Below are 26898 nucleotides of genomic sequence, written 5' to 3'. Positions count from 1 at the left end.
CGAAGGACGTCGAACTCGCCGCATAACCCCAGCAACACCGAACCGCCCCAAACCCGACAGGGGTGCCTTGACGAACGACATAGAGGCACCCCCCCCGCGATCACGGCCTACGGCGGCCGGAAAGCCGGGACAGCCCGAGCTGACCTGCCAGGTCCGTCAGGTCCTCCGCGTACAGGTCGAACCGGTTCGAGGCCGTGGGCGGGTCACCGACCGGGCGGGCCACATAGGCCGTGCGCAGGCCCAGCGCCTGCGCACCGCGCAGATCCCAGGCGTGGGCGGCGACCATCAACAGGCGCTCCGGCGGCTGTCCGGCGACGGTGACGGCCAGCCGGTAGACCGCCGGGGCCGGCTTGTAGGCGCGGGCGTCCTCCGCGGACAGGGCTTGGTGCCAGCGCAGTCCGGCATGGGCGTTCAGTTCCAGCAGCGCCGTCCGGCTCGCGTTGGAGAGGCCGATCAGCGGGAAGTCCTCGGCGAGTCGGGCCAGCCCCGCCACGGTGTCGGGCCACGGCGGGAGATGGCGGGCCGACCTCGCCAGCGTCTCCACCGCGGCCAAATCGTCCACCCCGGCGGCCATGGCGACGCGCCCGGCGGCCTCCCGGTCCAGGGCGTCGCTCGGGACGTAGGGCCGGTCGCCGGCGAGGATCCGGCGCTGCTCGTGCTCGATGTGCTCCTGCCACAGCAGCAGAAGCCGTTCGGTCCCGGGGGCGTCCAGGGACGGGTCGAGCGTGCGGATGCCGGCGCGGAGTCCGGCGGGTTCGTCGACGAGCGTGCCGAGTACGTCGAACACGAGGGCGTCGATCTTCAGCTCTGCCATGGCGCGGTCTCCTCCAGAGAGTGGGCGACAGAGCGAACAACGCCGCAACAGCGTTCTCCCATGCCCTACTTCACCGCGATCGACCCCACAAACGCGTCCAGGTCCTCCGCGTCGACCGCGTCCTTCACCGCGTTCAGCCGCACCACGAACGGAACGCCCTTCGTGTCCACGCCCGCGACCAGGACCCCGGTCATCGGCGTCCCCTTGTTCGGGGTGTCCTCCTGGCCGTCCGCCGTGAAGTCGTAGTCGATCCGGCGGGCTTCGCGGGCCTCACGGGCGTCGGCCGGGCCGGCGAGGCGTACGTCCTCCGTCGCCCGGCGGGTGGAGTTCAGGCCGATGCCCGCGCCCGCCGCTGCCGCCGCCCCGGCCGCGTCGTGCACGCCCGTGGCGAAGTCCAGTTGGACCGAGACCATGCCGGTCCGGATGCCGTTCTCCTCCATCAGCGCGACGGCCGCGTTGGCCTCGGCGCGTTCGCCCGCCGGCTGTTCCGCGTACCCCTCGCTCTTCGGGTAGCCGACGCTCAGGCTGCCGGTGTCCAGCGTGCCCCAGCCCTCGGGCACGGAGGCCGCGTCCTCGCCGTTGCCGCCGCCGCAGCCGGTCAGCAGCAGCGCCGCTCCCACGAGGGCTGCCACGGTGGCCGCCATCCGCCCTCGGGCCGTCCGCGCCCCGGACGTCCGTTCTCGGGTCGTCCGCGCCCCGTACGTCCGTTCTCGGGTCGTCCGCGCCCCGTACGTCCGTTCTCGGGTCGTCCGCGCCCCGGACGTCCGTTCTCGGGCCGTCCGCGCCCTGTCCGTCCTGGCACTCATCGCCGGTGTCACCACGTCCGTCTCTCCGCCTCTCCGCCCGGTCGGATCGCCTCATCGGTTCGCCTCATCGGTTCGCCTCGTCAGTTCGCGCAGTAGCTGTACGGAAGGTACGGGCGCGCGTCGCCCTGCGGGGCCCCCAGGAACCGCGCATTCTCCAGCGTCTCCTTCTTCTCCTCCGTGGAGAGGGAGAACCCGAGGCTCATGCCGAGCGAGATCTCGAAGCCGAACTCCTGGGCGTCGCTCTCGCCGGTGTACCGCATCGAGCTGGACAGGCCGTCCTCGAACATCAGTTGCTGGAACGGGTCGTTGCCCTCCGGGCGGTTCTCCATGCCGTGGTCGCCGAAGAGGTACGCGAACGGGGCGGTGTTGTTCCCGGAGCCGCCCAGCCACTGTTCGGCGACGGCCCGGTTCGCCTCGGTCGCCGCGTCCGTGTCCTTGCCGAAGACGATCGAGTTCGTCACCACGTCGATGCCGGTGTCGCCCGAGGAGTCCGACGCACTGCCCTTGCCGCCGCGCTTGTCCTGGCCGCTCTCGCCGTTGTCGCCGCCGACCTCGACCTTGCCGGACGTCGAGCCGCTCTCCACCGTCTGCGTCATGTCGATGCGGACGATCTTCCCGGTCTTCTGGTCGCGGGTGACGGTGATCGCGCCTGTACGGTTCTGCTTGCCGCCCACGGTCCCCTTGACCGGGCCCACGTTGCCGCCGGCCTTGCCCTCCAGTTCGAGCTTGGCGGTGTACGTGTACGACTCGTTGCCGTTCACGTCGTCCTTGGTGACCGTCACCTTGGGCGAGAACTTCGCCTTGCCGCCGAGTTTCGCGCCGAGCTCGTCCTCGTCGCCGCCCTTCACCGACAGGCCGCCGTCCGCGTAGGCGTTGAGGCCGACGGTCGAGTAGGAGATCTTCTTGTCGCCGATCTTCCTCTCGATGTCCTCCTTCTTCTCCGCCCACTTCATCGCGGAGTACCAGCCGCCGCCGTAGCCGCCGCTGTGCTGGGTGGAGGTCTCCCACATCTTCATTTCCTCGATGTCGTCCCGCATCTGCTGAGCCTCCTCCTCGCTCGCGAAGATCCAGGTGTCACCGTTGGTGATCTTGATGCCGCCGCCGATGTCGACATCCGCCTTGCCGAGGCTCCCGAGCTTCACGCCCGGCGTGCCGGCGGTGGCCCCGGCGGAGGCGGCGTCGGTGAACGTCATCGAGACGACCTTGTCGTCCCCGTCGACCTCACCGTCGCCGTTCACATCGGTGCCGGCCTGGGAGACCTTCTGCTGGAAGCCGTACTCCTCGCCCCACTCGAACCAGCCGATCTTGACCTTGCCGCCCGCCGTGTCCGAGATGCTGGAGACCTGGCACGTCGTGGGCTCGTAGTCCGCGTCCGTCTTCGGCTTCGCCTCGGGGTCCTGACCGCCGGAGGAGCACGAGCCGCCGCCCCCGGCCAGCGAGCTGATCGCGCACCGCAGCCGCTCCCCGATCTTCCCGCCGACCCCGGCCATCGCCATCGCGCCGATCAGCATGACGACCAGGGCGACGACGCCCAGGTACTCCGTCGCCGTCGCGCCGTTGTCACGCCAGTTGTACGAGTACCTCGGCGCGGGCGGCGGCCGGGTGGCGCGCTCCTCCAGCAGCCGGTCGACCGCCACCCCCGAAGCCGCACCGGCCGCCAGCGAGACGGCCGGCATGAGAACGCCCTCGATGCCGACCACGTCCCCGGCGACGGCGAAGCCGTACAGCAGACCGGCCAGTGGTACGGCCAGGGCGGCGAGCAGGTACAGGGTGCGGGAGGACTCGCGGTACTCGTCGGGGAGGATGCGGGCCGCCGCCAGGACGGTCAGGAGCGTCACGGCGAGGGCCGGCAGGTGGATCAGGGCCAGCCGCCAGCCGAAGGTCTCCAGCCGTGCCTCGGTGCCGAGCAGTTCGAACAGGGCCCGGTTCGTGAGGAATCCGGTGGCGAGATAGACGAGGGCGCCCGTCGCCCAGCTACGGGTCAACGCGAAGAACCGGCCGCCCTGTTGGCCGTGGCGCGGTGCGCCGGGCCCCGCGATGCCGTGGTGCGGTGCGCCGGAGCCCGCGACGCCGTGGCGCCCCGGCGGTATGCGGCCCGCGCCCCGGTCTCCCCAGCCCCCGCCACCGCTCACGGTGCACCTCTCCTCGACCCCGCGCGTGTTGCCCGACGGCCGAGAGCGTACGGCCGAAAAGTAGCCCCCACCCGGGCCCTCGGTCCCAAACCCGGTCCCAAACCCGGGCCCAAGTGCGGCTCACTCCAGTCGTGTTGCTCCGACGGGGGTGGCCCTTCCGCTGGGGGCAGGCCGTGGGCCCGTGGGCCCACGCGCGCCGCGACCGTCGCTCAGTACGCTCGAAGGTGCCGGGGGTCGCCGACCACGACGCCGCGCGATGAAGTGAGCGATGGGGGTGGGCGTCCATGGGTGCCGGATTCTTCTACTCGTACCACCTGGGCTGGACCCGGCTGGACGCCCGCACCCTGCTGGGTGATTTGGAGGCCGAGGGGCTCCGCCCGGTGCACCCGGTGACCGGCCACACAGTGCTCGTCAGCCTCGACTCCGCCTCCCTGGGGGCCCGTTCGCCCGTCACCCGGGAGCAGTTGCTGTCCCTCGCCGGCCTCCAGCGGCTGCACGAGGTCGGATTCCGGTTGTGGACGGCCGGGGGCCTCGACCTCCTGGTGCGCATCCGGCGGGCCCGGGGCGGTGTCGTCGCCGTCGAGTTCTCCGTCGGGGAGCTGCCCGAGCCGGAGCGGGAGCACGCGGTGAGCGCCGTCCGGCGGACCGTGGGGCGGGCCTCCGTGCTGTGCATCGGCTTCGTCGTCGACCGGAGCGGCACCACGGCCGCCACCGACTGGGACGGCGTCGTCATCGAGGGCGCCGCGCACCTCGATGCCTGGCCGGACACCGTCGCCGTACGGGACGAGACGGCGGCCCGCCACCCGCAGCTGGCGGTCATGGACGCGGTGGAGATGTCGCCGTGGAAGGTGTTCGGGAACGAGGTGCTCGACGGCGTCTGAGCCGCCGGCGGGGTCCGTACGGCGGCCGGGTCCGTACAGCGGCCGGGTCCGCACGGTGGCCCGGTCCGTACGGGGGCCCGGTCCGTACGTAGGCCCAGTCCGTACGGGGGCCCGGGCCCCCGCCTCCCCCTGGCGCGGCGAGCCCGTCGCCGACGTCATAATCGGCCGTATGTCCGATCACCAGCTCCGCACCCGGACGCCCGTCGCTCCGGCCCCCGCCCCCCGCGTTCCCGGCGGGCCCCGGGTCGCCGCCGCGTTCCGGGCCGCCGCGCCCGCGCTCGCGGTCTACGCCGCCGTGCGGGCCCTGGGGCTCCTGGGTTTCTGGGCAGCCGCGTCGGCCGCCGGGAAGGACCCTCTGGGGCCGCTCAGCGGACGCTGGGACTCCGTCTGGTACCAGCGCATCGCCGAGAACGGATACGGCTACACCGCCACCCTCCCGGACGGCTCCGTCCACTCCGACCTGGCGTTCTTCCCCCTCCTCCCGGCCCTGGAACGCGCCATCTCGACCGTGGCCCCGCTCACCCTCGGCGGCGCCGGACTCCTGGTCGCCTGGACCGCCGGGCTGCTCGCCGCCTGGGGCATCTACGCCGTCGGCTCCCACCTGCGCGGGCGGCGTACGGGGGTGGTGCTGGCCGCACTCTGGGGGGTGTACCCCACGGCGTTCGTCCAGTCGATGGCGTACACCGAGACCCTGTTCACCGCGCTCGCCGCCTGGGCGCTGTACGCCGTCCTCAAAGGCCGCTGGATCGTCGCGGGCGCGCTGTCCGTCCTGGCAGGGCTCACCCGGCCCACGGCGGCCGCCCTCATCGCCGCCCTGGCGGTCACCGCCGCCGTCACCCTCGTACGGGAGTACCGCGACGAGCGCCGCGCCGGTCCGGTGCTCCGCCGCAACGCCCGGATGATCGCGGGCGTGGCCCTCGCACCGCTGGGCTGGCTGGCGTACGTGGTGTTCGTGGCCGTACGCGAAGGCAGCCCGTTCGCCTACTTCGACGTCCAGGCGCAGTGGGGCAACAACATCGACGGCGGCCGCGCGCTCGCCGCCTTCATCGCCGGCCTCCCGTGGCCCGCCGCCCTCGGGCTGTGCGCGGCGCTCGGGCTGCTGGGGTGGCTCGTGGTGCTGTGCGTACGGCAGCGGCAGCCGCTCCCGGTCCTCGTCTACGCCCTCACGATCGTCGTCATCTCGCTGATCGGCGCCGGATACTTCGGCTCCCGGCCGCGCCTGATGATGCCCGCGTTCCCGCTGCTGCTCCCGCCCGCCGTCGCGCTGCTGCGGCTGCGCACCACGGGCCGCACGGCCGCCGTGCTCGCCGTCCTCGCCTGCGCCTCCGCCGGTTACGGGGCCTGGACCCTGCTGGGCGCGGGCCCGCCGTAATGCACTAACGCACTAACGCACTAACGCAGCAGCGCAGCAGCGCAGCAGCGCAGCAACGGATCGACTACGCCCCGGACGCCTCGGGCGCAGGTGCCGTCGCCTTCAGCTCCACCCGCACGCCCGGCCGCACCCCCCACCGCTCCATCGCCCCCGCCTCCGCCTCCACCACGTGCCGGGCCCGCAGCCGGGGCAGCCCGAGGCGGCCGGGATTCATCGTGGTGACCGCCAGGACGGTGAACCTCCGGTCCAGGTACGCCACATCGATGGGGAACCGCATCCGGAAGGTGTGCACACTCCCGCACGGGGTGAGCATCATCGCCCCCTCGATCCCGTCCCGACCGAGCAGCCCCTTGGTACGGGCCCGGTACGAGGCCGCGATCCGCAGCGGCACCTCCCGGGCCCCGCTCCCGGAGCCCGTGGCCCCGCCCCCGGAGCCCGTGGCCCCGCTCCCGGAGCCCAGGTCCCCGTCCCCGGCATCCGTGCCGACCGTAAGCGTCCCGTCACCATCGCGCCATGTCCTCATGGGCACCGACCGTAGCCCCCGGCGGACGCGCCCGGGCCCCGAACGGCGACGCTTGGGCCCCGGCCGGTCGCTCTGGGCCCTCGGGCCCAAGACCCCTGTTCCCGAAGCCCGTTAGGGTCGTCCCGTGGACGCCGCGCTGCTCGCCCTCGCCGCGGTCTGGGGTGCCGTCACCGGACTGCTGATCCCGCGTGCCGCCTACCGGTTCGCCGTCGAGCCGGAGGAGCCCTGGCGTACGGCGTGCCCCGCCGGCCACCCGCTCACCGGCCCGGTACGCGGCTGGCTCGGCCCGGCCCGGTGCGCGCCCTGCACCGCCGGACCGGGGGCGCTCGCCGTACCCGGGGCCGACATCGCCACCGGCCGGCCGGGTGCCGGACCCGAGCCCCGCACCGACCCGAGCCCCAGCCCGGCAACGCCCGCCCCGGAAGCCCCGCCCACCCCGCCCGGCCAGGAAGCCCCGCCCGGCCCCCGCACTCCCGTCTACGCCCCCCGCGTCCTCGCCCCCCTGGTCACCGTGGTCGCCTGCGTCGCGCTCGCCGCCGCCACCGGGGCCCGGCCCGAGCTGATCGGCTGGCTGGCTCTGGCGCCCGTCGCCGTGCTCCTCGCCGTCGTCGACCGGAGGGTGCACCGGCTGCCCGACCCGCTGACCCTGCCGCTCGCGGCCGCGGCCGTCCTGCTGCTCGGCGGGGCCGCGCTGCTCCCCGGGCACGCCGGATCCTGGACCTCCGGGCTGGTGGGCGGTCTGGTCCTCGGCGGCTTCTACCTCCTGCTCTTCCTGATCAACCCGAACGGCATGGGGTTCGGCGATGTGAAGCTCGCCCTCGCCCTGGGCGTCGCCCTCGGCTGGTACGGCTGGACCGTGCTGTTCCTGGGCGCGTTCGCCGGGTTCCTGTTCGGGGCGGCGTACGGACTCGCCCTCGTGCTCCTGCGCCGGGCGGGGCGCCGGACCGGCATCCCGTTCGGGCCGTTCATGATCGCCGGGGCGCTGACCGGTCTGCTGCTGGGGGCCCTGGCCGCCGGGTGAGGAGGCGCGGCCTTCACCGTGAGGAGGGGCGCCCTTCCCCGTGGGCGGGGCGGAATCCATTCGCGTGCTCCGGGCCGGCCTGACACGATTCCGGTATGCCCGAACCATCCACCCCCGCCGACCCCCCCTTCGACTCCGACTCCGACTTCGGCTTCGACTTCGGCTTCGGCTTCGACTTCGGCTCCGCGGCCTCCCGCGACCGGTTCGAAGCCCTCGTGGCCGAGGCCGACGCCGTGTCCGTGGACGGGTGGGACTTCTCCTGGCTGGAGGGCCGCGCCACCGAGGAGCGCCCCTCCTGGGGGTACGCCCGGGCGATGGCCGACCGGCTCGGCCGGGCCCGTGCCGCGCTCGACCTCCAGACCGGGGGCGGCGAGGTGCTGGCCTCCGCGCCGAAGCTCCCGCCGGTCACCGTGGCCACGGAGGCCTGGCCGCCCAACATCGCCCGCGCCACCGCCCTGCTGCACCCGCTCGGGGCGGTCGTCGTCGCCGACGAGGACGAGCCGCCCCTGCCCTTCGGCGACGCCGCCTTCGACCTCGTGGTCAGCCGCCATCCGGTCACCACGTGGTGGGAGGAGATCGCGCGCGTGCTCGCCCCCGGCGGTACGTACTTCTCCCAGCAGGTCGGGCCGGCCAGCGTCTTCGAACTCGTCGAGTATTTCCTCGGTCCGCAGCCGCCCGAGGTCCGCCGCGGCCGGCACCCCGAGGACGCGCGGGCCGCCGCGACGGCGGCCGGTCTGGAGGTGGTGGACCTGCGCTCCGAGACCCTGCGCACCGAGTTCCGCGACATCGGCGCTGTCGTCTACTTCCTGCGCAAGGTGATCTGGATGGTGCCCGGATTCACCGTCCAGCAGTACCGGCCCCAACTGGCCGCGCTGCACCGGAAGATCGAGGCGGAAGGGCCGTTCCTCGCCCGCACCGCCCGCTTCCTGATCGAGGCCCGCAAGCCCTGGTGACGGTGGCCGGATCTCGCGCTATTGGTCAACCCACTTACTCCGTACGCCAGTTCAGCTTTGCCTCGGAGGCAACGGGAACGCGCGGGCGTCCGTCCTACTCCTGGGAGGCACGCACTGTGAAGGAGGGGGAGCGGGCATGACCGTGGAGAGGGAAGACTGTGCGGGGACCGCCGGGCGCGCGCGGCACGGCAACGCCGACTGGCTCACGGGGGCCAGGATCACCGCCGTCCTCGGCGTCTACTACCGCCCCGAGGGCCGGGCGGGCGAGCCGGAGGCGGTGGAGTTCGTCCTCGCGGAGGACCAGTCCGTCCTGCTGACCTGCGCCTCCGACCGGACGCTGCACGTCACGCCGGGCACCTGGCCGCGCCTGCCCGAGTGGTGCGTACCGGCGAGCCAGTGGCAGCAGGCCACGCCCGCCCTCCTGCCGCCGGTGCCGTACGGGGGAGCGTGGACGGTGATCGGCACCCAGGAGCTGAGGAACGCCGACGGGGAGGTGCTCCAAGCCGCCATCCGGTGCGAGGAAGGGGACTTCGTGGTGGTCGCCGGAGACACGATGACGATCCGCTTCGACCCCCGCCCCTGACCCGTGCGTCCCGAGCCCGGCCCCGCCCCTGACCCGTGCGTCCCGAGCCCTGCCCCGCCCTGGCCCGAGCGGCCCCCCTCCCGCCCTACGCGTGCGGCCCCACCGTCACCTGGCCCACCGTCAGTTCCGCCGTCCCCTCCATGATCGTGGCGACCCTCTCCACCTGCTCCTCCAGCGCCCGCGACCGGCTCGCCGACAGCGGCTTTAGCGGTTCCACCGTCACCGTCATCCGGCGGCCCGAGCGGCGCTGGTGCCAGACGCCCGCCACCACGCCGTCCACCAGCAGCACCGGGAAGTTCCCCGCCTGCCCGCCCCCGAGGGCCCGTTCGTACGCCGCCCCCGGGAACAGCCGCTCCCGGGGCCACGAGGCGATGGCGAACGCGTCGAAGTACGGGAGCAGGCGCACGCCCCGTACCTCCGCGTCCGGGAAGTCCGTGTCGCCCGCGACCACCCACGCCGGGCCCTCCTCCGCGAACGCCACCTCCTCGATCGCCCCCGCCTCGGCCAGAGCGGCGAACCGCTCGGCCACCCAGCGCTTCGGCGCCGCGAGCCAGCGGGCGAAGTGTGCGGGGGTGGCCGGCCCGTACGCGTACAGGTACCGCTCGATGAGGGCCGCCAGTGCGCCGGCGCCGGGCAGCGGGGTGCACCCGGGGTTGGTGTACGTTGCCTTCCGGCCCCGGTTCGGGGCGTAGGCGAGGGCGCCCCGGTGGCCCGCCAGGTGCAGGACCTGCCGCCAGCGCGGCCACAGCGTCTGGAACCCGGGCATCACCAGGTCCCCGGCCCACGGCCCGGTCCGCGCGACGACCTCGTCGGACAGCTCGTCGATCGTCAGCTCCGCCCCGGTCAGCGCCTCCGCGATCGCCGCGACGACCGCCTCCACCTGGTCCGGGGTCATCCGGGTGTCCTTGGCGAAGGGGCTCGGGCCCGTCGGAACGGCGGACAGGGCCCCGGTCCACAGGGGCAGGTCCGCCGCCGGCAGCAGGTGGACCGTGCCGCGCGGCCCGAACGTCTTGACCAGACTCCGGTCGCTCCACAGGGCCGTACGGACGTCCCCGCGGGTCAGCCCGTCCCCGCGCAGCCCTACGGACAGCTCGGCCGCCGACAGCACCTGGGCGTGCGCGCCGAGCATCGCGGCCACCGCGTCGCCCGGCTCGGCGAAGGGCGACGCGGTGGCGGCGGCGTCCGGGTGGAGGTGCTGCCGGGCCAGCCGCCGGGCGTTCGCCCCGGCCCAGGTCACGGGTGCCGACGCCGGTGCGGGCCCAGAGGATCGTGTCGTCATGCGTCGAAGCTAGTGCCCCTAAAGGTCAGCTTCTGTCCTCTTCCGAGCCCGGGCGGCGTCAAGGCGGCGGCGTCCGGCGACCCCTCGATACGGAGGTCGATAACGGGCCCGGAACGCGCCCCGGAGCCAGCGCCGACGTGGGGTGGAGCCTGCCCGCAGCGGAGTCTGGCATATGCGGAGAGTAATAATGGAGTGGTGTGGCACGCGTCGGCACTTACGAAGGGTTATGGTGGAAACCCCCCCTCGGGCCGGTCCGTATCCCCCCCACGGACCGGCCCGTTTTTTGTGGGCCGAAGCCCGGGCCCGAGGGTCAGGCCCGAAGCCCCTGTGGGCCGAAGCTCCGTTGAGCCGCCGTCAGCCGCGACCGGCCCAGATGTTGGTGCCCGCGGTGTCCACGGCGAAGGCGTCGATCTCCTTCAGCTCGTCGGCCGTGAGCGCCGGACCCGCGAGGGCCGCCACGTTCTCCTCCAGCTGCTTCACGCTCGACGCGCCGATCAGGGCCGAGGTCATCCGGCTGTCGCGCAGCACCCAGGCGATGGCGAGCTGCGCGAGCGACTGGCCGCGCCCCTGTGCGATGTCGTTGAGCCCGTTGAGCCGGCGGACCACCTCGTCCGAGAGCAGGCCCGGGTCCAGCGACTTGCCCTGGGTGGCGCGCGAACCCTCCGGGATGCCCTTCAGGTACTTGTTCGTGAGCAGGCCCTGCGCGAGCGGTACGAAGGAGATGCAGCCCATTCCGGCCGCCTCCAGGGTGTCGAGCAGCCCGTCGTCCTCGATCCAGCGGTTGATCATGGAGTAGGACGGCTGGTGGATCAGCGCCGGCACCCCCATCTCCTTGAGCAGCCCGGCCGCCTCCGCCGTCTGCTCCGCGTTGTACGAGGAGACGCCCACGTACAGCGCCTTGCCCTGCTGCACGGCGGACGCCAGGGCGCCCATCGTCTCCTCCAGCGGGGTGTGCGGGTCGAAGCGGTGCGAGTAGAAGATGTCGACGTAGTCCACGCCCATCCGCTTCAGGGACGCGTCGAGCGAGGACAGCAGGTACTTCCGGGAGCCCCACTCGCCGTACGGGCCGGGGTGCATCAGATAACCGGCCTTGGTGGAAATGACCAGTTCGTCACGGTACGGGGCGAAGTCCTGGGCGAAGAGCTTGTCGAAGTTCAGTTCGGCCGAGCCGGGCGGCGGACCGTAGTTGTTGGCCAGGTCGAAATGGGTGACGCCGAGGTCGAAGGCGCGGCGCAGGATCGCCCGCTGGGAGTCCAGGGCCCGGTCGTCGCCGAAGTTGTGCCACAGGCCCAGCGAGAGGGCGGGCAGCTTGAGGCCGCTGCGCCCGGTCCTGCGGTACTCCATGGAGTCGTAGCGCGCATCCGCGGCGCGGTAGTACAGGTCGGGGGAGAGGTAATCAGTCACGTTTCACTCCTTATCACGGAGTTGTGACAGACCGGGTTGGGCCCCCGTGACCCGGCCGCAGTAATGTGGCGGCTTCGGGGAATGCCGGTGTGCGGCGCGGCGAAGGCCCGCGTGGCCCGTGCCAGTGGTAGGGGCGCGGACCGCCGGGGGATCGTGTGAGCGGCGCAGGCCGTGCGGCGACCCCCTGCGGGGGACGGCCCCCGGACCCCCGGCGACGGGGAGGGGCGGGCCCCGGGCCCGTACGGAACCGAGAGGGTGAACGCAGTGAACTTCCGCGACCTGGTGTACAGGCTCTACGCGCGCCGGGTGGAAGGCCGCCTGGACCACGACCAGGTGCCGAAGCACATCGGGGTCATCCTCGACGGCAACCGGCGGTGGGCCAAGGCGTCCGGCGGATCGGCCGTGCAGGGCCACCAGGCCGGTGCGGACAAGATCTCCGAGCTGCTCGGCTGGTGCGACGAGACCGATGTCGAGGTCGTCACCCTCTGGATGCTCTCCACGGACAACTTCGACCGGCCCGAGCACGAGCTGAAGCCGCTGCTCGGCATCATCGAGAACACCGTGCGCAACCTCGCCGCGGACGGCCGCTGGCGCGTCCACCACGTCGGCACGCTCGACCTGCTCCCGCCGGAGACGCAGACGGTCCTGAAGGAGGCCCAGGAGTCGACGTCCCACGTCGACGGGATAATCGTCAATGTCGCCGTCGGCTACGGCGGCCGTCAGGAGATCGCGGACGCGGTGCGCTCCCTGCTCCTGGAGCACGCGGAGAAGGGGACCAGCTTCGAGGAGCTGGCCGAGGTCGTCTCCACCGACCTGATCTCCGAGCACCTCTACACCCGGGGCCAGCCCGACCCCGACCTCGTTATCCGGACGAGCGGCGAGCAGCGCCTCTCGGGCTTCATGCTCTGGCAGAGCGCCCATTCGGAGTACTACTTCTGCGAGGTTTTCTGGCCGGCCTTCCGCAAGGTCGACTTCCTCCGGGCACTGCGCGACTACGCGGCCCGCCACCGGCGTTACGGGGCCTGAGCCCCCAGGGCGTCATCACGCATCCACCGGGACTTCTCCACACCGTGTCATATGCAGCGGCATGGCTTCGGGCCGAACAGGGAATACCCCTGACAGGTCGACATCCGGTCATCAACCAGGCGGATGTCGTCACCAAGTGAGCGGCACCCAGTCCGCTCGCCCGGGAGGCCCTTTGCACACGAAGGACCGTACGCAGCGTGCGGCCGACGCGGTGGCCGTGGTCCGGCCCGCGCACAGGGGCCCGATCCCGGTCCGTCCTCTCCCTTCGGGAAGCTCCGCGACCGTCCGTCGCACTCCCCGACCTCGTCCGAGGGGGTACGTCCTTCCGTGGTGAACAGCATCAAGCGCCGCATGCCCGACCGGCGCACATACGTTCTCGACACCAGCGTCCTGCTGGCCGACCCCGGCGCCATGGCCCGCTTCGACGAGCACGAAGTCGTGCTGCCGATCGTGGTGGTCACGGAGCTGGAGGCCAAACGGCACCATCCCGAGCTCGGCTACTTCGCCCGCCAGGCCCTGCGCCTGCTGGACGACTTCCGGGTCCGGTACGGCCGACTGGACGCCCCGATCCCGCTCGGGGACCTGGGCGGGTCGCTCCGTGTCGAACTCAACCACTCCGATCCCGGCATACTGCCCGCCGGCTACCGGTTGGGGGACAACGACTCACGGATCCTCGCGGTCGCACGCAACCTCCAGGCCGAGGGGTACGACGTCACGGTCGTCTCCAAGGACCTGCCCCTCCGTATCAAGGCGTCCTCCGTCGGCCTCCTCGCCGAGGAGTACCGCGCCGAGCTCGCCATCACGGACTCCGGCTGGACCGGTATGAGCGAACTGTCCCTCGCCGGGGAACAGATCGACCTGCTGTTCAGCGAGGAGACGCTGTACGTCCCCGAGGCCGCCGAGCTGCCCGTGCACACCGGCCTGGTCCTCCAGTCCGAGCGGGGCAAGGCGCTCGGCCGGGTGACGGCCGAGGGCAACGTCCGCCTCGTGCGGGGCGACCGGGAGGCGTTCGGCATCCACGGGCGGAGCGCCGAGCAGCGGATCGCCCTCGATCTGCTGCTCGACAGCGACGTCGGCATCGTGTCGCTCGGCGGACGCGCGGGCACCGGCAAGTCCGCGCTGGCCCTCTGCGCGGGCCTGGAGGCGGTCCTGGAGCGGCAGCAGCACAAGAAGGTGATGGTCTTCCGCCCGCTGTACGCGGTGGGAGGGCAGGAGCTCGGCTATCTCCCCGGCAGCGAGGCCGAGAAGATGAGCCCCTGGGCGCAGGCGGTCTTCGACACGCTCTCGGCGGTCGCCGGGCGCGAGGTCATCGAGGAGGTGCTCGGGCGCGGGATGCTGGAGGTCCTGCCGCTCACCCACATCCGCGGCCGCTCGCTGCACGACGCGTTCGTGATCGTCGACGAGGCGCAGTCGCTCGAACGGAACGTCCTGCTGACCGTGTTGTCCCGGATCGGGGCGAATTCGCGTGTCGTGCTCACCCATGACGTGGCCCAGCGGGACAACCTCCGGGTCGGCCGGTACGACGGAGTCGTGGCCGTCGTCGAGAAACTGAAGGGCCATCCGCTGTTCGCGCACGTCACGCTCACGCGGTCGGAGCGTTCGCAGATCGCCGCGCTGGTGACCGAAATGCTGGAGGAAGGCCACATCTGACCCGCATGCCCCAATGATGCCGCCCGGCGAGCCAAGGAGCTTAGCCGGGCGGCATTGTGCTGCGCCGTCATTTCCGAAAAACCAGTGACCCAAACGGGGTGTGACCTTTCCCACGCAACACAGAATTGCCTCCACGCGTCCCCGTCCGGCAGAGTCTTGCTTCCGTCAGGCCCCGCATACGGCACTTGGGTACCTCCAGAGGCGCCACGCACCACACAACTCAACACGAGACGCCCGTATGCCGCCCGCGAGCACCACGCGGCAGCCTCCTCACCGGGGTTGCCCATCGGGCCCGTGCCTCCCGTGACCCACGCAGTAGGGAGGCCAGCGCCAGGGGCACGAACGCGCCCGCGAGGTCACCTAAGCGGGCGATGCTGGAAGGACACCATGTGAGCCGGATCTCGGTCCGGGGGTTCGCCGTGGCATCCGCCACCGCGGTCACCACCGTAGGCGCCGTCGTAGGCGTTGCTGCGGGCGGCACACCTGCCGCCGACGACAACAACTTCGAGGCGGCCGCAGCCGACACCACGCTGCTCGCAGACATCCCCGCGGGCCAGCAGGCCCAGGTCCAGACCGCTTCGCTGACGCAGCAGGCCGACGCCCAGGCGTCCGCCGCCGACGCCTCCGCGAAGAAGTCGGCCGAGGAATCAGCCCGCATCCAGGCCGCCAAGGACGCCAAGTCCAAGAAGCAGGCGGCCGAGGACCGGATCGAGGCCGAGCGCAAGGCGGCGGCGGAGAAGAAGGAGAAGGAAGAGGCCGAGCGCGCCAGCCGTTCCTCCGTCCGCGACGCCTCCTCGTTCTCCGCGCAGGGCTCCTACAGCGTGGCCGACGTCCAGGCGATGGCCCGTCAGATGGTCCCCGCCGACCAGTTCCAGTGCTTCAGCAACATCGTGAACCACGAGTCGACCTGGAACTACCGCGCGACCAACCCGTCCTCCGGGGCGTACGGTCTGATGCAGGCCCTCCCGGGCTCCAAGATGTCGTCCGCCGGCGCCGACTGGCAGACCAACCCGGCCACCCAGATCAAGTGGGGCCTCAGCTACATGGACAGCCGTTACGGCTCCCCGTGCGGCGCCTGGTCCTTCTGGCAGGCCAACAACTGGTATTAGAGGGAGCGGGCGGAGGTCCACCGACCGCCCTCTCAACCTCGCGAGGCTCCTCACCGTCCAGACGGTGAGGAGCCTCGCGCGTTGTACGGTCACTTCCTGGTGAAACCCGGAGCGCTGGGAAGCCCAGATGGGGGAAGGAAAGAGAGCATGTCAAAACTGCCGGGCTGGCTGGGCCGTTTCGGGTCCGAACTGACGGAGCTGGGGGCACGCCTGGACGAGCGTCGGGCGAGGGCCGCCGCCGACGATGAACCGTTCACGGCGAAGGGGGCCGCCCCCGACGAGCCGGGGCAGGTGCCCGCGCCCCCCAGTTACGCCCCCTCGGTCGCCGCCAAGCCGGATCCCGTGGCGGCGATCCCGTGGGGCATGCGGGTCGCCGCGGAGGCCGGCTGGCGCCTCCTCGTCCTCGCCGGGACGCTCTGGGTGCTGATGCGGGTGATCAGCGCGGTCCAGCTCGTGGTGCTGGCCTTCGCCGCCGCGCTGCTCGTCACCGCGATGCTCCAGCCGACCGTGGTCCGGCTCAAGCGGTTCGGGCTGCCGCACGGGCTCGCCACCGCCGTGACCGCCGTCCTCGGGTTCGTCATCATCGGCCTGGTCGGCTGGTTCGTGGTGTGGCAGGTGATGGAGAACCTCGACACGCTCTCCGACCGGGTCCGCGACGGCATCGACGAGTTGAAGCGCTGGGCGCTCGACAGCCCCTTCCACGTCACCGAGTCGCAGATCAACGACATCGCCAAGAACCTCAACGACACCATCGGCACCAACACCGAGGAGATCACCTCCGCCGGGCTCCAGGGCGTCACCGTGATGGTGGAGTTCCTCACCGGGCTGCTGCTGGCGATGTTCTCCACGCTCTTCCTGCTCTACGACGGCCGGCGCATCTGGGAGTGGTCGCTCAAGCTGGTGCCCGCCGCGGCCCGCCCCGGGGTCGCCGGCGCCGGGCCGCGCGCCTGGCGCACCCTGACCGCGTACGTGCGCGGCACGGTGCTCGTCGCCCTGATCGACGCGATCTTCATCGGCTTCGGCCTCTACGTCCTCAACGTGCCGCTCGCGGTGCCGCTGGCCGTCTTCATCTTCCTGTTCGCCTTCATCCCGCTCGTCGGCGCCGTGGTCTCCGGGGCGCTCGCGGTGGTCGTCGCGCTGGTCACCGAGGGTGTGTGGACCGCGCTGTGGGCGCTGGTGGTGGTCCTGGCGGTGCAGCAGATCGAGGGCCACATCCTCCAGCCGTTCATTCTCGGCCGCGCCGTCCGGGTCCATCCGCTCGCGGTGGTCCTCGCGGTGGCGACCGGCGGCCTGGTCGCGGGCATCGGCGGCGCGGTGGTCGCCGTACCGCTGGTCGCCGTGACCAACACGGTGGTCGGCTATCTGCGCTCGTACGGGGAGCCCGGTGAACGCGGCGGTCACCACGGGGCCACCGCCCTGTCGATGAACCCGGTGCACGCCGGCCCCGCGCCGGCGCCACCGGGACCGCAGGACTCCCCGGGCGAACGCGCCGAGGAGAGCCCGCCGCCGAAGGAGCAGTAGTCGAGCGGCACGGAACGCAGAAGAAGAGCCCCGGGGACGGTCGGTCGTCCTCGGGGCTCTTCTCGTACCAGGGTGTATCAGGGGTGGTGCGGTGTCACTACTCGGCGAGTACGGCCTCGGCGTCGAGGGTCACACCGACCGCCTGGATCACCGAGGCGACCTTGACGGCTTCCTGAATGGTCTCACGGTCGACGCCGGCCTTGCGGAGCACCTGCTCGTGGGAGTCCAGGCACTGGCCGCAGCCGTTGATCGCGGAGACGGCGAGCGACCACAGCTCGAAGTCGACCTTCTCCACGCCCGGGTTGCCGATGACGTTCATCCGCAGGCCCGCGCGGAGCGTGCCGTACTCCGGGTCCGACAGCAGGTGCCGGGTCCGGTAGAAGACGTTGTTCATCGCCATGATCGCGGCCGCCGACTTCGCCGCGGTGTACGCCTCGGCGGAGAGGTTGGCCTTCGCCTCGGGCTCCAGCTCGCGCAGCACCTTCGGCGAGCGCGAGGCGATCGCGCAGGCCAGCACGGTGCCCCACAGCTGCTGCTTCGGGAGGTCGCTGTTGCCGATGACCGAACCGAGGTTCAGCTTCAGGTCCTTGGCGAAGTCCGGTACGGCGGACTTCAGTTCGTCGAGTGCCATGTCGGTATCAGCTCACTCGCCCGAGAGGAGCGCGACCGGGTCGAGGGTGTTCTCGCCCTTGGTCCAGTTGCACGGGCACAGCTCGTCGGTCTGCAGGGCGTCGAGGACCCGCAGGACCTCCTTGGGGTTACGGCCCACGGAACCGGCGGTCACCATCGTGAACTGGATCTCGTTGTTCTGGTCGACGATGAAGACGGCGCGCTGGGCGAAGCCGTCCTCGCCCTCGATGCCGAGGTCACGCATGAGCTCGTGCTTCGAGTCGGCCAGCATCGGGAAGGGCAGGTCGGTCAGGTCCGGGTGGTCCTTGCGCCAGGCGTGGTGCACGAACTCGGAGTCACCGGAGAAGCCGAGGACCTGGGCGTCGCGGTCGGCGAACTCCTCGTTCAGCTTGCCGAAGGCGGCGATCTCCGTCGGGCACACGAAGGTGAAGTCCTTCGGCCACGCGAAGACGATCTTCCACTTGCCCTCGTAGGTCTTGTGGTTGATCTGCTCGAACTCCTGGCCGCTCTCCAGCGAGACACAGGCAGTCAGGTCGAACTCGGGGAACTTGTCACCGACAGTGAGCACGCGCTCTCCTTGCAACGTCTGGAATTCCCCTTTTGGGGGTCTTCCTGAGGGTTGGACGGGCTCCACCTTGGCACAGAGTGCATTGATCACGGAAATAGCTACACTCGGTCGAGATGATCGGAGGTGCCTATCAGTGGTGCAGGTAAATCAGGCCCTACGTCCCAAGCAGTCCGGTAAGTCGCCCGGGAGACAACCCAGCCTGTCGCAGCTGCGCGCCTTCGCGGCCGTGGCGGAGCATCTGCACTTCCGGGACGCGGCGGCAGCAATCGGGATGAGTCAGCCCGCACTCTCCGGAGCCGTCTCCACCCTGGAGGAGGCACTGGGTGTCCAGCTCATCGAGCGTACGACGCGCAAGGTGCTGCTCTCGCCCGCGGGGGAGCGGCTCGCGGTCCGGGCCGGGGCGGTGCTGGACGCCGTCGCCGCGCTGATGGAGGAGGCGGAGGCGGTCCGGGCCCCGTTCACCGGGGTCCTCCGGCTCGGCGTGATCCCGACCGTCGCCCCGTACCTCCTGCCCGCCGTGCTCCGCCTCGTCCACGAGCGCTACCCGGACCTCGACCTCCAGGTCCACGAGGAGCAGACCTCCTCGCTGCTCGAAGGGCTCGCCGCCGGGCGGCTGGACCTGCTGCTGCTCGCCGTGCCGCTCGGGGTGCCGGGCGTCACCGAGATCCCGCTCTTCGACGAGGACTTCGTGCTCGTCATGGAGCAGGACCACTGGCTCGGCGGCCGCTCCGACATCCCCCGCGACGCGCTGCGCGAGCTGCCGCTGCTGCTCCTGGACGAGGGGCACTGCCTGCGCGACCAGGCCCTGGACATCTGCCGCGAGGCCGGCCGCACCCAGGGTGCGCCCGTCACCACGACCGCCGCCGGGCTCTCCACCCTGGTTCAGCTGGTCGCCGGCGGACTCGGCGTGACACTGCTGCCGCGCACCGCGGTGACGGTGGAGACCGGCCGCAACGACGCGCTGGCCACCGGGTACTTCGCGGACCCGGCGCCCACCCGGAGGGTCGCGCTGGCGATGCGGACCGGGTCGGCGCGGGGCGGCGAGTTCGAGGAGTTCGCCGCCGCCCTGCGCGAGGCGATGCGGCCGCTGCCGGTGCGGGTGGTGGACCACCCCGACCAGGAGTGAGACGTACACGGCCGGGGCCCCGTTCCCAGGAGCCCCGGCCGTACGCCACTCAGGCGGGTGTCACTCGGTGCGCAGTCCCTCCGGGCGCATCATCCGCCACAGCGGCGGCAGCGACAGAAGGGTCACCAGGGCGATCAGCGCGCCCCCGGCGCCCACCATCGGCCAGAACAGCCACCAGTCGGCCACCGACTTGCCGATCATCCAGGCGAGCGTCCCGCCGAGCCCCAGGCCGCCCGCGACCGCGAGCATCAGACCGAGTGCCACCGGTACGGCGGTCTGCCACAGCACCGACCAGCCCAGTGTGGAGCGCCGGGTGCCGAAGGCGACGAGCACCGACAGCAGCCGCCTGCGCTCGCGCAACTGCTCCACCTGGGAGACCAGCATCGAGGCGGCGATCAACAGCAGTACCACGGTCGCCCCGACCTGGAGGCCGGTCTGCACGCTGTCGTACTGACGGTCGCGCGCCACCGAGTTCAGCTCGACGAAGCGCATCCCGGGATCGATCCTGACCGCCGTGTTGCGTACGTGTTCGGCGACGTCCGGGACGCTCTCGTCGACCCGGATCTGCGCGACGATCGTGGCGCCGGGCAGCTTGCCCGCGTCCAGTGCGCCGGTGGTCGCCATGATCCCCCAGTGGACCTCGCCCGTCGGGTCCTTGCGCCCGGGCACGGTCGGGGTGTCGGCGGGGAGTGTCCAGCGGTACGGCTTGCGGCCCATCCCCTCGCCGATCAGGACGGTCTTCCCCTTGCGCGCGGTCCGGTCCACCCAGTCGGCCTGACCCCCGGCATCCTCCGGGGGGTGTACGACGAAGGCGTCGCCGTCCTCGCAGGTGTCGATCCGGGCCAGTTCGCGCAGGGTCGCGCAGGTGCCCACGGTCAGCGAGGTGGTGGGCTGGATGTCGTCCTCCGCGTACCTCCCCGGCTTGGTCGCGTACGCCTCCACCGAGCCGATGACCAGCTCGACGCCCTGTGTGGCGCGGAACTGCTCGATGGCGGACGTGGCGGCTTCGCCCGTGACGTCCTCGGAGTACGCGGCGAACTGGGCCCGCGAGGGGTCCTGACCGGTCACCCGGTGGAAGTCGGCGTTCATCGCGGCGAACAGCATCTGGAGGGCGATCGCCCCCGCCACCGCGACCGTCACCCCACTGACCGCGCGGGACGCGGCCCCGCTGCTCAACTGGAGCCGGCGGGTGGCGAGCTGCCAGGGCACCGGGCCGCCGCGCAGCCGGTTCACACAGGCCTCGACCAGCCAGGGCAGCAGCAGCGCGAGGCCGACCAGCACCAGCACCAGCACCGCGCCCGAGGCGATGGCGAAGGGGTTCACCGGCTCGTACCCGTTGGTGCGGCCCGTGAGGGCGAGCACCGCGAGACCGGCGGCGGGCATCAGCAGCCGCCACCAGAGCCGGCGTCCCCGCTCGCGCCCCCGGCGGACGACGCCGAGCGGCTCGATCACCACGGACCGCATCGCGACCAGGGTGACGAGGACGGCGGTCAGCGGCACCGCCACCACGATCAGCAGACCCAGCAGCGGGTCCGGGACCAGGTCGGCGGGGAAGGCGCTGACGTCCCAGATCTCCACCGCGCCGACGAACTCCCGGCCCGTCAGGAAGAACGCCAGACCGATCAGCAGCCCGAGCAGCGCGCCGAACAGGGCCTCCCCGGCGGCGATCCGCCGGGTCGTCCGGATGTCCGCGCCGACCAGGCGCAGCGCGGCCAGCCGGCGGTCGCGGCGGTCGCCGCCGAAGCGCACGGCGGTGGCGATGAAGATCGCGACCGGCACCAGCAGGACGACGCAGACCATGACGGTGAGCACGATCAGCAGCGGCGGCAGCGGGTCGGCCGCGCGCTCGCCGCCGTACCCGGCGATGCGGTGGCCGCCCTTGGCGGTCGTCAGGGTGTCGCTGCCCGCGTAGTAGAGGAGTTCACCCGGGGAGCGCAGCCCGGCGTCCCCGATCGTGCCGGTGATCTCGTACGGCAGCCGCTCGCGCAGCAGCTCGTTGCCCGGGGAGGTGAGCAGCTCCTTCAGTGCGGGGGAGACCACCATCGTGCCCGCCCCGGGGAAGCGGCCGACTCCCGGCGGCAGGACGGGACGTGAACCGTCCGGGCGCATCAGATACCCCGCGACGGTCCGGTCGCGGTACTCGGAGGTGGCGTTGATCCGCACCACCGAGGTGTCCGTCTGGGCGGCATTGGCGTCGGGTGAGTCGGAGATCCGCGTCTCGCCGCGGGCCTGCTCGCGCGCGCTCCGTTCGTCCAGCAGGTGCGGTACGGAGGAGGCGAGCAGCAGCAGTGCGACGCCGAGGCCGACGCCGACGGCGGTCAGCAGCGTACGGATCCAGCCCTCGCGGCCCCCGGCGGCGGCGAACCGGATGCCGAGGCCGAGATCGCGGAGCGTCGCCGCGCCCCGGGAGGGCGGTGCCGGGCGCGGCGGCGGGGGAGCCACGGCACGCTGCTCGTCGAGCAGGGTCATACGGCGTGCTCCAGGTCGCGGGCCCGGCCGTCGCGCACGGTGACGTCACGGTCGGAGTAGGCGGCGACCCGGGCCTCGTGCGTCACCAGGACCACGGCGACGCCTGCGGAGCGGGCGGCCTCGGTGAGCAGCTCCATCACCCGCTCCCCGTTGAGGGAGTCCAGCGCGCCGGTCGGCTCGTCCGCGAAGATCACCTTCGGTGAGGCGGCCAGGGCGCGGGCCACGGCGACCCGCTGGCCCTGTCCGCCGGAGACCTCGCCGGGGCGCTTGGCCCCGAGGTCGTCGACCTCCAGGCGCTCCATCCACTCCAGGGCGGTGCGCTCGGCGGCCTTGCGCCGCACCCCGTTCAGCCGCAGCGGCAGGGCCACGTTCTCCACGCAGGTCAGCTCCGGGACGAGCTGGCCGAACTGGAACACGAAGCCGAAGTCGCTGCGCCGCAGGGCGCTGCGCCCGGCGTCCGACATCGCGGACAGCTCGCGGCCGGCGTAGGTGATGGTGCCGGAGTCGGGCGTGATGATCCCGGCCAGGCAGTGCAGCAGGGTCGACTTGCCGGAGCCGGAGGGGCCCATCACGGCGACGACCTCGCCGGGGTGCACGGAGAATGACGCGCCGTCCAGGGCGGGCGTCGAACCATAGGTCTTGCGCAGATCGCGCGCGGCGAGCAGGGAGCCTTCGGGAATCACGGAGCCACCACCTTGGCGAGCTGGTCGAGACGGGCGGCGGTCAGTTCCAGCCAGCGCAGATCGGCTTCGAGGTGGAACAGGGCGTGGTCGCAGATGAGCTGGTCGGCGAGGTCGCCCTTGCGCTTGCGGTCGGTGAGGACGCGCATCATCCGCAGGTGCGCCGAGCGCTGGGTGTCCAGCAGACCGGCTGCGCTGCGGTCGGTCAGCAGCGCGAGGACGACCTTGGTGTAGAGCGTCGACTGGAGGTAGGGCTCCGGCTTCTCGGGCTGTGCCAGCCACTGCGTGACATCGGTGATCCCGGCGTCGGTGATGGCGTACCGCTTGCGCTCCGGTCCTCCCTCGCTCTCGACGCCGTCGACCTCGACGAGTCCGTTCTTCAGGAGCCGGGACATCGTCGAGTAGACCTGGCCGTAGTGCAGCGGGCGGTCCTGGCCGAACTTCTCGTCGAAGGTCCGCTTCAGGTCGTAGCCGTGCCGGGGGCCGGACTCCAGGAGCCCGAGGAGGGTGTGACCGATAGACATGAGGAGCACTCTACACGGGGTGTATACCCTCGATGTATACGCGTCCGAAAAGCGACCCCGGCCCGTGGATCGGGCCGGGGTGGCGGGGCTACGGGGTGTTCTGGGTGCCCGGTCCGGGCGGGGTCTCGGACCCCTCCGGTGGCTGTTTCGGCGGCCGTCCCCGCCGGGCGATCGGCCGTGCCGCCCCGGGCAGCCGGCCCGCCTCGGCGAGCGCCCGCCGCAGCAGGAACTCGATCTGCGCGTTGGCGCTGCGCAGTTCGTCGGAGGCCCAGCGGGCGAGTGCGTCGTGCACCGCGGGGTCCAGTCGCAGCAGCATCTGCTTGCGCTGCTGCGACCGGGGCGCCGGCGTCCGCCGGGGAGGCGTCCGGTCGGTCACTGGTAGAGGGTGCCCGTGTTGAGGACCGGCTGGGCGCTGCGGTCACCGCACAGCACCACCATCAGATTGCTCACCATGGCGGCCTTCCGCTCGGAGTCCAGCTCCACGATGTCCTGCTCGGCGATCCGGGTCAGGGCCATCTCGACCATGCCCACCGCGCCCTCGACGATCTGCTGGCGGGCCGCGACGACCGCGCCGGCCTGCTGGCGCTGGAGCATGGCGGAGGCGATCTCCGGGGCGTACGCGAGGTGGCTGAAGCGGGACTCGATGATCAGGACGCCCGCGGCCTGCACCCGGGCGGTCAGCTCGGCGGCCAGCTTCTCGGTGATCTCCTCGGCGTTGCCGCGCAGCGAGAGGCCGTCCTCCTCGTGGGCGTCGTAGGGGTACTCGATGGCGATGTGCCGGACGGCCGCCTCGGTCTGGGTGGCGACGAACTCCAGGAAGTCGTCGACCTCGAAGAGCGCCTGCGCGGTGTCCTCGACCTTCCAGACGACGATCGCGGCCAGCTCGATGGGGTTGCCGTAGGCGTCGTTGACCTTGAGGACGGCGGTCTCGTGGTTGCGGACGCGGGTGGAGATCTTCTGGCTGGAGGTCAGCGGATTGATCCAGCGGAGCCCGTCGGCGCGGATGGTGCCGACGTACCGGCCGAAGAGCTGGATCACCCGGGCCTCGCCCGGAGCGACCATCTTCACACCGCTCATGCAGAAGAACGAGGTGAACCCGAGGAGCACTCCGAGGATGAGGAACGTGACCCCGACGGCGCCGGCTCCGCTTCCGTTGAGAACGGCGCCGCCGATGACGAGACCGATTCCCGCGATCACCCCGACGACGGTCAGGAGCAGCCCGATGCCGCCCGGGATGGCGTGCGCCACGACCTCCCTGACCTGGGGTGCGGGCATGTCGGGAGCGTCGACGGAGAGATCCGCCGCCGGGGCGTCCGGGTGGCGGTTCTCGTGCTGTGCGGTCATGGGATCCCCCGTTCCACGCGGTATCGCACCGCGCTAGCAATGTGATTACACATTATCGGTTCTCGCAACCTTGTCCACCCCTGGGGAGTCGGTTCCTGGGGAACGGGTGCTGATTCTCACGTCCGTAAAAGGCCGGATCACTTGTCTTTTGTCCCTGCCGTCGGTGTTAGCTGGCAGGTCTGAGCGAACTAGAGGAAACCGAGCGAACCGGTCGAGCAGAGAAGCGGGAGCAACACACCAATGGGTCGAGCGGATGCGCGACGAGCCCAGGCGCAGGACGCGCGCCGGGCCCCGAAGAGCGGCGGCATACGCAGACTCTTCACGTGGAAGAAGCTGCTGGGCACGTTCTTCGGGATCGTCCTGCTGGGCATGGGCGCGTTCGGCGCGCTCTATCTGTACGTCGACGTCCCCGCCGCCAACGCCCAGGCGGAGCGGCAGAGCAACGTCTACCAGTACAGCGACGGCACGGTCCTCGCCCGGACCGGCAAGGGCGTCAACCGCCAGATCGTCGACCTGGACGAGGTGCCGGAGAAGGTCCAGCACGCCTTCGTCGCCGCCGAGAACAAGACCTTCTACAAGGACCAGGGCGTCGACCTGAAGGGCACCACCCGCGCCCTCCTCAACACCGTCGGCGGCAAGGGCAAGCAGGGTGGCTCGACCATCACCCAGCAGTACGTGAAGAACTTCTACCTGACGCAGGACCCCACCGTGAGCCGCAAGCTCAAGGAGCTGGTGATCTCGCTCAAGATCGACCAGCAGAAGTCCAAGGACGAGATCCTCGCCGGTTACATCAACACCGCCTACTACGGGCGTGGCGCGAGCGGCATCCAGGCCGCCGCCCAGGCGTACTACGGCATCGACGCCAAGGACCTGAACGTCTCCCAGGGCGCCTACCTCGCCTCCGTCCTTCAGGCCCCCAGTCAGTACGACTGGAACTCCGCCACCGACACCGGCAAGAAGCTGGTCAAGGAGCGCTGGGCCTACACCCTGCGCAACATGGTCGAGATGAAGTGGCTGACCGAGTCCGAGAAGGCCGGCCTCAAGTTCCCCGTACCTGAGAAGCCCAAGCCCGCCCAGGGCATGGAGGGCCAGGCGGGATACCTCGTCGAGGCCGCCAACAAGGAGCTGGAGAAGCAGGGCGTCACCGAGCAGGACCGCGACGCGGGCGGCTGGACCTTCACCCTCACCGTCGACAAGAAGCGCCAGAAGGCGCTGGAGAAGTCGGTGGACGACCAGCTGGAGTCCAAGCTCGACCGCGAGGGCAGCAAGGTCGACGCGGGCGTCCAGGCGGGTGCCACCTCCGTCGACCCGAAGACCGGCAAGGTCGTCGCCATGTACGGCGGCGAGGACTACGTCAAGCACTACATCAACAACGCCACCCGGCAGGACTACCAGCCGGCCTCCACCTTCAAGCCGCTGGTGCTCGCCTCCGCGCTGGAGAACGAGTCGACGACCCAGGACGGCAGCCTGATCGGGCTCAACACGATCTACGACGGCACCAGCAAGCGGCCCGTCGTCGGCAGCGACACCCCGTTCAAGCCGCAGAACGAGGACGACCGCAGCTACGGCCCGATCTCCGTCCAGAAGGCGATGAACAGCTCGGTCAACTCCGTCTTCGCGCAGATGATCGTCGACGTCACGCCCGCCGCCGCGAAGGCGACCGCGCTCGACCTCGGCGTACCGGACAAGAACTTCCCCGAGCGCCCCGCCGTCTCGCTCGGCACCATGAACGCCTCGACCTGGGACATGGCGGGCGCGTACGCCACGCTCGACAACCACGGCCAGAAGGTCACCCCGCACATCGTGCAGTCCGCCGAGCACCGAGACCGCACGGTCAACGCCGAGAAGCCCAAGCGGGAACAGGCCATCAGCCGCGCCTCCGCCGACACCGTGACCAAGGCGCTCACCGGGGTCGTCGACGCCGGGTCCGGCAGCGCGGCCAACACCTCCGCCTACGACGCGGCGGGCAAGACCGGCACCTCCGAGGACAACAAGTCCGCCTGGTTCGCCGGGTACACCCCGGAACTGACCACGGTCGTGGCCCTCTTCGGCGAGGGCGACGGCGGCCGCAAGCAGGTCTCCCTCACCGGTACGGCCAACTCCGGCCGCGCCAACGGCGGCGGCTTCCCCGCCCGCATCTGGGCCGACTACACCCTCGGCGCCCTCGGCGGCGGCTCCGACAAGACGTTCGACCTCCAGGACGTGGAGCGCGGCGAGGTGCCCGCCCCGCCGACCCCGTCGGACACGCCCTCCGAGGAGCCCACCGAGTCCGAGGAGCCCACCCCCTCCGACACGCCCTCCGGGACGCCGAGCGAGACGCCGCCCAGCGAGACCCCGACCACACCCGCCCCGCCGACCATCAGCCCGCCGGCCACCACGCCCCCCACGACCCCGGAGTTGCCGCCCCAGCCCGGGGAGGACGACGGCCGGCCGGGCGAACGGCCCGGCGGCAACGGTCTGCTCGGCCAGTGAGGCCGTGAGGC

General features: G+C 71.6%; 24 protein-coding genes. 11 read left to right on the top strand and 13 right to left on the bottom strand.

Features of this window, described 5'->3' with window-relative positions; all coding sequences use genetic code 11:
* Positions 1 to 100: 100 nt before the first annotated feature.
* The 3 genes from ACFWM7_RS16610 to ACFWM7_RS16600 form a co-directional block, all read right to left on the bottom strand.
* Positions 101 to 814, bottom strand: a complete 714-nt coding sequence (locus ACFWM7_RS16610; protein ID WP_383260924.1) for a haloacid dehalogenase type II — start codon at positions 812 to 814, stop codon at positions 101 to 103.
* Positions 815 to 879: 65 nt separating this feature from the next.
* Positions 880 to 1458, bottom strand: coding sequence for a hypothetical protein (locus tag ACFWM7_RS16605; protein WP_383260922.1), 579 nt, complete (start codon positions 1456 to 1458; stop codon positions 880 to 882).
* 242 nt (positions 1459 to 1700) lie between these two features.
* Complete coding sequence (locus ACFWM7_RS16600) at positions 1701 to 3752, bottom strand: hypothetical protein (RefSeq protein ID WP_383260920.1); 2052 nt, start codon at positions 3750 to 3752, stop codon at positions 1701 to 1703.
* A gap of 284 nt (positions 3753 to 4036) precedes the next feature.
* On the opposite strand from ACFWM7_RS16600, the gene ACFWM7_RS16595 reads away from it, so the two are divergent.
* Together ACFWM7_RS16595 and ACFWM7_RS16590 are read left to right on the top strand one after the other, a co-directional pair.
* A complete protein-coding gene (locus ACFWM7_RS16595) occupies positions 4037 to 4633 on the top strand; it encodes a hypothetical protein (RefSeq protein WP_383260918.1) in 597 nt (198 codons plus the stop codon).
* A 169-nt stretch (positions 4634 to 4802) separates the two neighbouring features.
* Positions 4803 to 6005 (top strand): hypothetical protein, encoded by a 1203-nt coding sequence (locus ACFWM7_RS16590; protein ID WP_383260916.1) that lies wholly within the window; start codon positions 4803 to 4805, stop codon positions 6003 to 6005.
* A 64-nt stretch (positions 6006 to 6069) separates the two neighbouring features.
* Here ACFWM7_RS16590 and ACFWM7_RS16585 read toward each other — a convergent pair whose 3' ends face one another.
* Complete coding sequence (locus ACFWM7_RS16585; protein WP_383260914.1) at positions 6070 to 6528, bottom strand: DUF192 domain-containing protein; 459 nt, start codon at positions 6526 to 6528, stop codon at positions 6070 to 6072.
* A gap of 124 nt (positions 6529 to 6652) precedes the next feature.
* On the opposite strand from ACFWM7_RS16585, the gene ACFWM7_RS16580 reads away from it, so the two are divergent.
* The 3 genes from ACFWM7_RS16580 to ACFWM7_RS16570 all read left to right on the top strand — a co-directional run bounded on the left by ACFWM7_RS16580 (position 6653) and on the right by ACFWM7_RS16570 (position 9085).
* Positions 6653 to 7549: a prepilin peptidase gene (locus ACFWM7_RS16580; RefSeq protein ID WP_383260913.1), complete on the top strand. Its 897-nt coding sequence runs from the start codon at positions 6653 to 6655 to the stop codon at positions 7547 to 7549.
* 95 nt (positions 7550 to 7644) lie between these two features.
* Entirely contained in the window at positions 7645 to 8502 is an 858-nt protein-coding gene (locus ACFWM7_RS16575; protein ID WP_383260911.1) for a class I SAM-dependent methyltransferase, read from the top strand.
* A gap of 136 nt (positions 8503 to 8638) precedes the next feature.
* The gene (locus tag ACFWM7_RS16570; protein ID WP_383260909.1) at positions 8639 to 9085 is read left to right on the top strand and encodes a hypothetical protein; all 447 of its coding nucleotides are present in this window, start codon (positions 8639 to 8641) and stop codon (positions 9083 to 9085) included.
* Positions 9086 to 9170: 85 nt separating this feature from the next.
* Here the strand turns inward: ACFWM7_RS16570 and ACFWM7_RS16565 are convergent, their stop codons facing one another.
* Both ACFWM7_RS16565 and mgrA read right to left on the bottom strand, forming a co-directional pair.
* Positions 9171 to 10364, bottom strand: coding sequence for a winged helix DNA-binding domain-containing protein (locus tag ACFWM7_RS16565; protein WP_383260907.1), 1194 nt, complete (start codon positions 10362 to 10364; stop codon positions 9171 to 9173).
* 354 nt (positions 10365 to 10718) lie between these two features.
* Positions 10719 to 11768, bottom strand: a complete 1050-nt coding sequence (mgrA, locus tag ACFWM7_RS16560) for an L-glyceraldehyde 3-phosphate reductase (protein WP_383260905.1) — start codon at positions 11766 to 11768, stop codon at positions 10719 to 10721.
* Positions 11769 to 12032: 264 nt separating this feature from the next.
* Between mgrA and ACFWM7_RS16555 the strand changes: the two genes are divergently transcribed.
* The 4 genes from ACFWM7_RS16555 (at position 12033) to ACFWM7_RS16540 (ending at position 17074) form a co-directional block, all read left to right on the top strand.
* The gene (locus ACFWM7_RS16555) at positions 12033 to 12794 is read left to right on the top strand and encodes an isoprenyl transferase (RefSeq protein WP_383260926.1); all 762 of its coding nucleotides are present in this window, start codon (positions 12033 to 12035) and stop codon (positions 12792 to 12794) included.
* A gap of 327 nt (positions 12795 to 13121) precedes the next feature.
* Complete coding sequence (locus tag ACFWM7_RS16550) at positions 13122 to 14444, top strand: PhoH family protein (RefSeq protein ID WP_010063378.1); 1323 nt, start codon at positions 13122 to 13124, stop codon at positions 14442 to 14444.
* Positions 14445 to 14833: 389 nt separating this feature from the next.
* Positions 14834 to 15553, top strand: a complete 720-nt coding sequence (locus ACFWM7_RS16545) for a transglycosylase SLT domain-containing protein (RefSeq protein ID WP_383260903.1) — start codon at positions 14834 to 14836, stop codon at positions 15551 to 15553.
* 147 nt (positions 15554 to 15700) lie between these two features.
* The gene (locus ACFWM7_RS16540; RefSeq protein ID WP_383260901.1) at positions 15701 to 17074 is read left to right on the top strand and encodes an AI-2E family transporter; all 1374 of its coding nucleotides are present in this window, start codon (positions 15701 to 15703) and stop codon (positions 17072 to 17074) included.
* Between the two features lie 97 nt (positions 17075 to 17171).
* Here the strand turns inward: ACFWM7_RS16540 and ACFWM7_RS16535 are convergent, their stop codons facing one another.
* Together ACFWM7_RS16535 and ACFWM7_RS16530 are read right to left on the bottom strand one after the other, a co-directional pair.
* Positions 17172 to 17705 carry an alkyl hydroperoxide reductase gene (locus ACFWM7_RS16535; RefSeq protein WP_350679924.1) on the bottom strand — a complete coding sequence of 178 codons (534 nt, stop codon included), beginning with the start codon at positions 17703 to 17705 and terminating at the stop codon, positions 17172 to 17174.
* 12 nt (positions 17706 to 17717) lie between these two features.
* Positions 17718 to 18272, bottom strand: a complete 555-nt coding sequence (locus tag ACFWM7_RS16530; RefSeq protein ID WP_205085309.1) for a peroxiredoxin — start codon at positions 18270 to 18272, stop codon at positions 17718 to 17720.
* A gap of 133 nt (positions 18273 to 18405) precedes the next feature.
* Here ACFWM7_RS16530 and ACFWM7_RS16525 point away from each other — a divergent pair, with 133 nt between their 5' ends.
* Positions 18406 to 19398: a hydrogen peroxide-inducible genes activator gene (locus ACFWM7_RS16525; RefSeq protein WP_383260898.1), complete on the top strand. Its 993-nt coding sequence runs from the start codon at positions 18406 to 18408 to the stop codon at positions 19396 to 19398.
* A 60-nt stretch (positions 19399 to 19458) separates the two neighbouring features.
* Here ACFWM7_RS16525 and ACFWM7_RS16520 read toward each other — a convergent pair whose 3' ends face one another.
* From ACFWM7_RS16520 to ACFWM7_RS16500, 5 genes are all read right to left on the bottom strand, one after another.
* The gene (locus tag ACFWM7_RS16520) at positions 19459 to 21867 is read right to left on the bottom strand and encodes an ABC transporter permease (protein WP_383260895.1); all 2409 of its coding nucleotides are present in this window, start codon (positions 21865 to 21867) and stop codon (positions 19459 to 19461) included.
* On the bottom strand, positions 21864 to 22550 hold the full coding sequence (locus ACFWM7_RS16515) for an ABC transporter ATP-binding protein (RefSeq protein ID WP_383260893.1): 687 nt from the start codon (positions 22548 to 22550) through the stop codon (positions 21864 to 21866). The genes ACFWM7_RS16520 and ACFWM7_RS16515 overlap by 4 nt, the downstream gene beginning before the upstream one ends.
* Complete coding sequence (locus tag ACFWM7_RS16510) at positions 22547 to 23071, bottom strand: PadR family transcriptional regulator (RefSeq protein ID WP_383260891.1); 525 nt, start codon at positions 23069 to 23071, stop codon at positions 22547 to 22549. Before ACFWM7_RS16510 ends, ACFWM7_RS16515 begins: the two co-directional genes overlap by 4 nt.
* Before the next feature lie 88 nt (positions 23072 to 23159).
* Positions 23160 to 23447, bottom strand: a complete 288-nt coding sequence (locus tag ACFWM7_RS16505; protein ID WP_383260890.1) for a hypothetical protein — start codon at positions 23445 to 23447, stop codon at positions 23160 to 23162.
* Positions 23444 to 24415, bottom strand: coding sequence for an SPFH domain-containing protein (locus ACFWM7_RS16500; protein WP_383260888.1), 972 nt, complete (start codon positions 24413 to 24415; stop codon positions 23444 to 23446). The genes ACFWM7_RS16505 and ACFWM7_RS16500 overlap by 4 nt, the downstream gene beginning before the upstream one ends.
* Positions 24416 to 24655: 240 nt before the next feature.
* Between ACFWM7_RS16500 and ACFWM7_RS16495 the strand changes: the two genes are divergently transcribed.
* Positions 24656 to 26887, top strand: a complete 2232-nt coding sequence (locus tag ACFWM7_RS16495) for a transglycosylase domain-containing protein (RefSeq protein ID WP_383260886.1) — start codon at positions 24656 to 24658, stop codon at positions 26885 to 26887.
* Positions 26888 to 26898: the final 11 nt, after the last annotated feature.

The sequence above is a fragment of the Streptomyces sp. NPDC058375 genome (assembly GCF_042723425.1).
GTDB classification, from domain to species: domain Bacteria; phylum Actinomycetota; class Actinomycetes; order Streptomycetales; family Streptomycetaceae; genus Streptomyces; species Streptomyces durocortorensis.
Note: the sequence above shows the minus strand (reverse complement) of the source record. Positions and strands in the feature narration are given on the sequence as shown.

Coding starts and splice junctions, on each gene's coding strand:
- ACFWM7_RS16610 (WP_383260924.1), bottom strand. CDS start 814: ATGGCAGAGCTGAAGATCGACGCCCTCGTGTTCGACGTACTCGGCACG.
- ACFWM7_RS16605 (WP_383260922.1), bottom strand. CDS start 1,458: ATGGCGGCCACCGTGGCAGCCCTCGTGGGAGCGGCGCTGCTGCTGACC.
- ACFWM7_RS16595 (WP_383260918.1), top strand. CDS start 4,037: ATGGGTGCCGGATTCTTCTACTCGTACCACCTGGGCTGGACCCGGCTG.
- ACFWM7_RS16590 (WP_383260916.1), top strand. CDS start 4,803: ATGTCCGATCACCAGCTCCGCACCCGGACGCCCGTCGCTCCGGCCCCC.
- ACFWM7_RS16585 (WP_383260914.1), bottom strand. CDS start 6,528: ATGAGGACATGGCGCGATGGTGACGGGACGCTTACGGTCGGCACGGAT.
- ACFWM7_RS16575 (WP_383260911.1), top strand. CDS start 7,645: ATGCCCGAACCATCCACCCCCGCCGACCCCCCCTTCGACTCCGACTCC.
- ACFWM7_RS16570 (WP_383260909.1), top strand. CDS start 8,639: ATGACCGTGGAGAGGGAAGACTGTGCGGGGACCGCCGGGCGCGCGCGG.
- ACFWM7_RS16565 (WP_383260907.1), bottom strand. CDS start 10,364: ATGACGACACGATCCTCTGGGCCCGCACCGGCGTCGGCACCCGTGACC.
- ACFWM7_RS16540 (WP_383260901.1), top strand. CDS start 15,701: ATGTCAAAACTGCCGGGCTGGCTGGGCCGTTTCGGGTCCGAACTGACG.
- ACFWM7_RS16535 (WP_350679924.1), bottom strand. CDS start 17,705: ATGGCACTCGACGAACTGAAGTCCGCCGTACCGGACTTCGCCAAGGAC.
- ACFWM7_RS16520 (WP_383260895.1), bottom strand. CDS start 21,867: ATGACCCTGCTCGACGAGCAGCGTGCCGTGGCTCCCCCGCCGCCGCGC.
- ACFWM7_RS16510 (WP_383260891.1), bottom strand. CDS start 23,071: ATGTCTATCGGTCACACCCTCCTCGGGCTCCTGGAGTCCGGCCCCCGG.
- ACFWM7_RS16500 (WP_383260888.1), bottom strand. CDS start 24,415: ATGACCGCACAGCACGAGAACCGCCACCCGGACGCCCCGGCGGCGGAT.
- ACFWM7_RS16495 (WP_383260886.1), top strand. CDS start 24,656: ATGGGTCGAGCGGATGCGCGACGAGCCCAGGCGCAGGACGCGCGCCGG.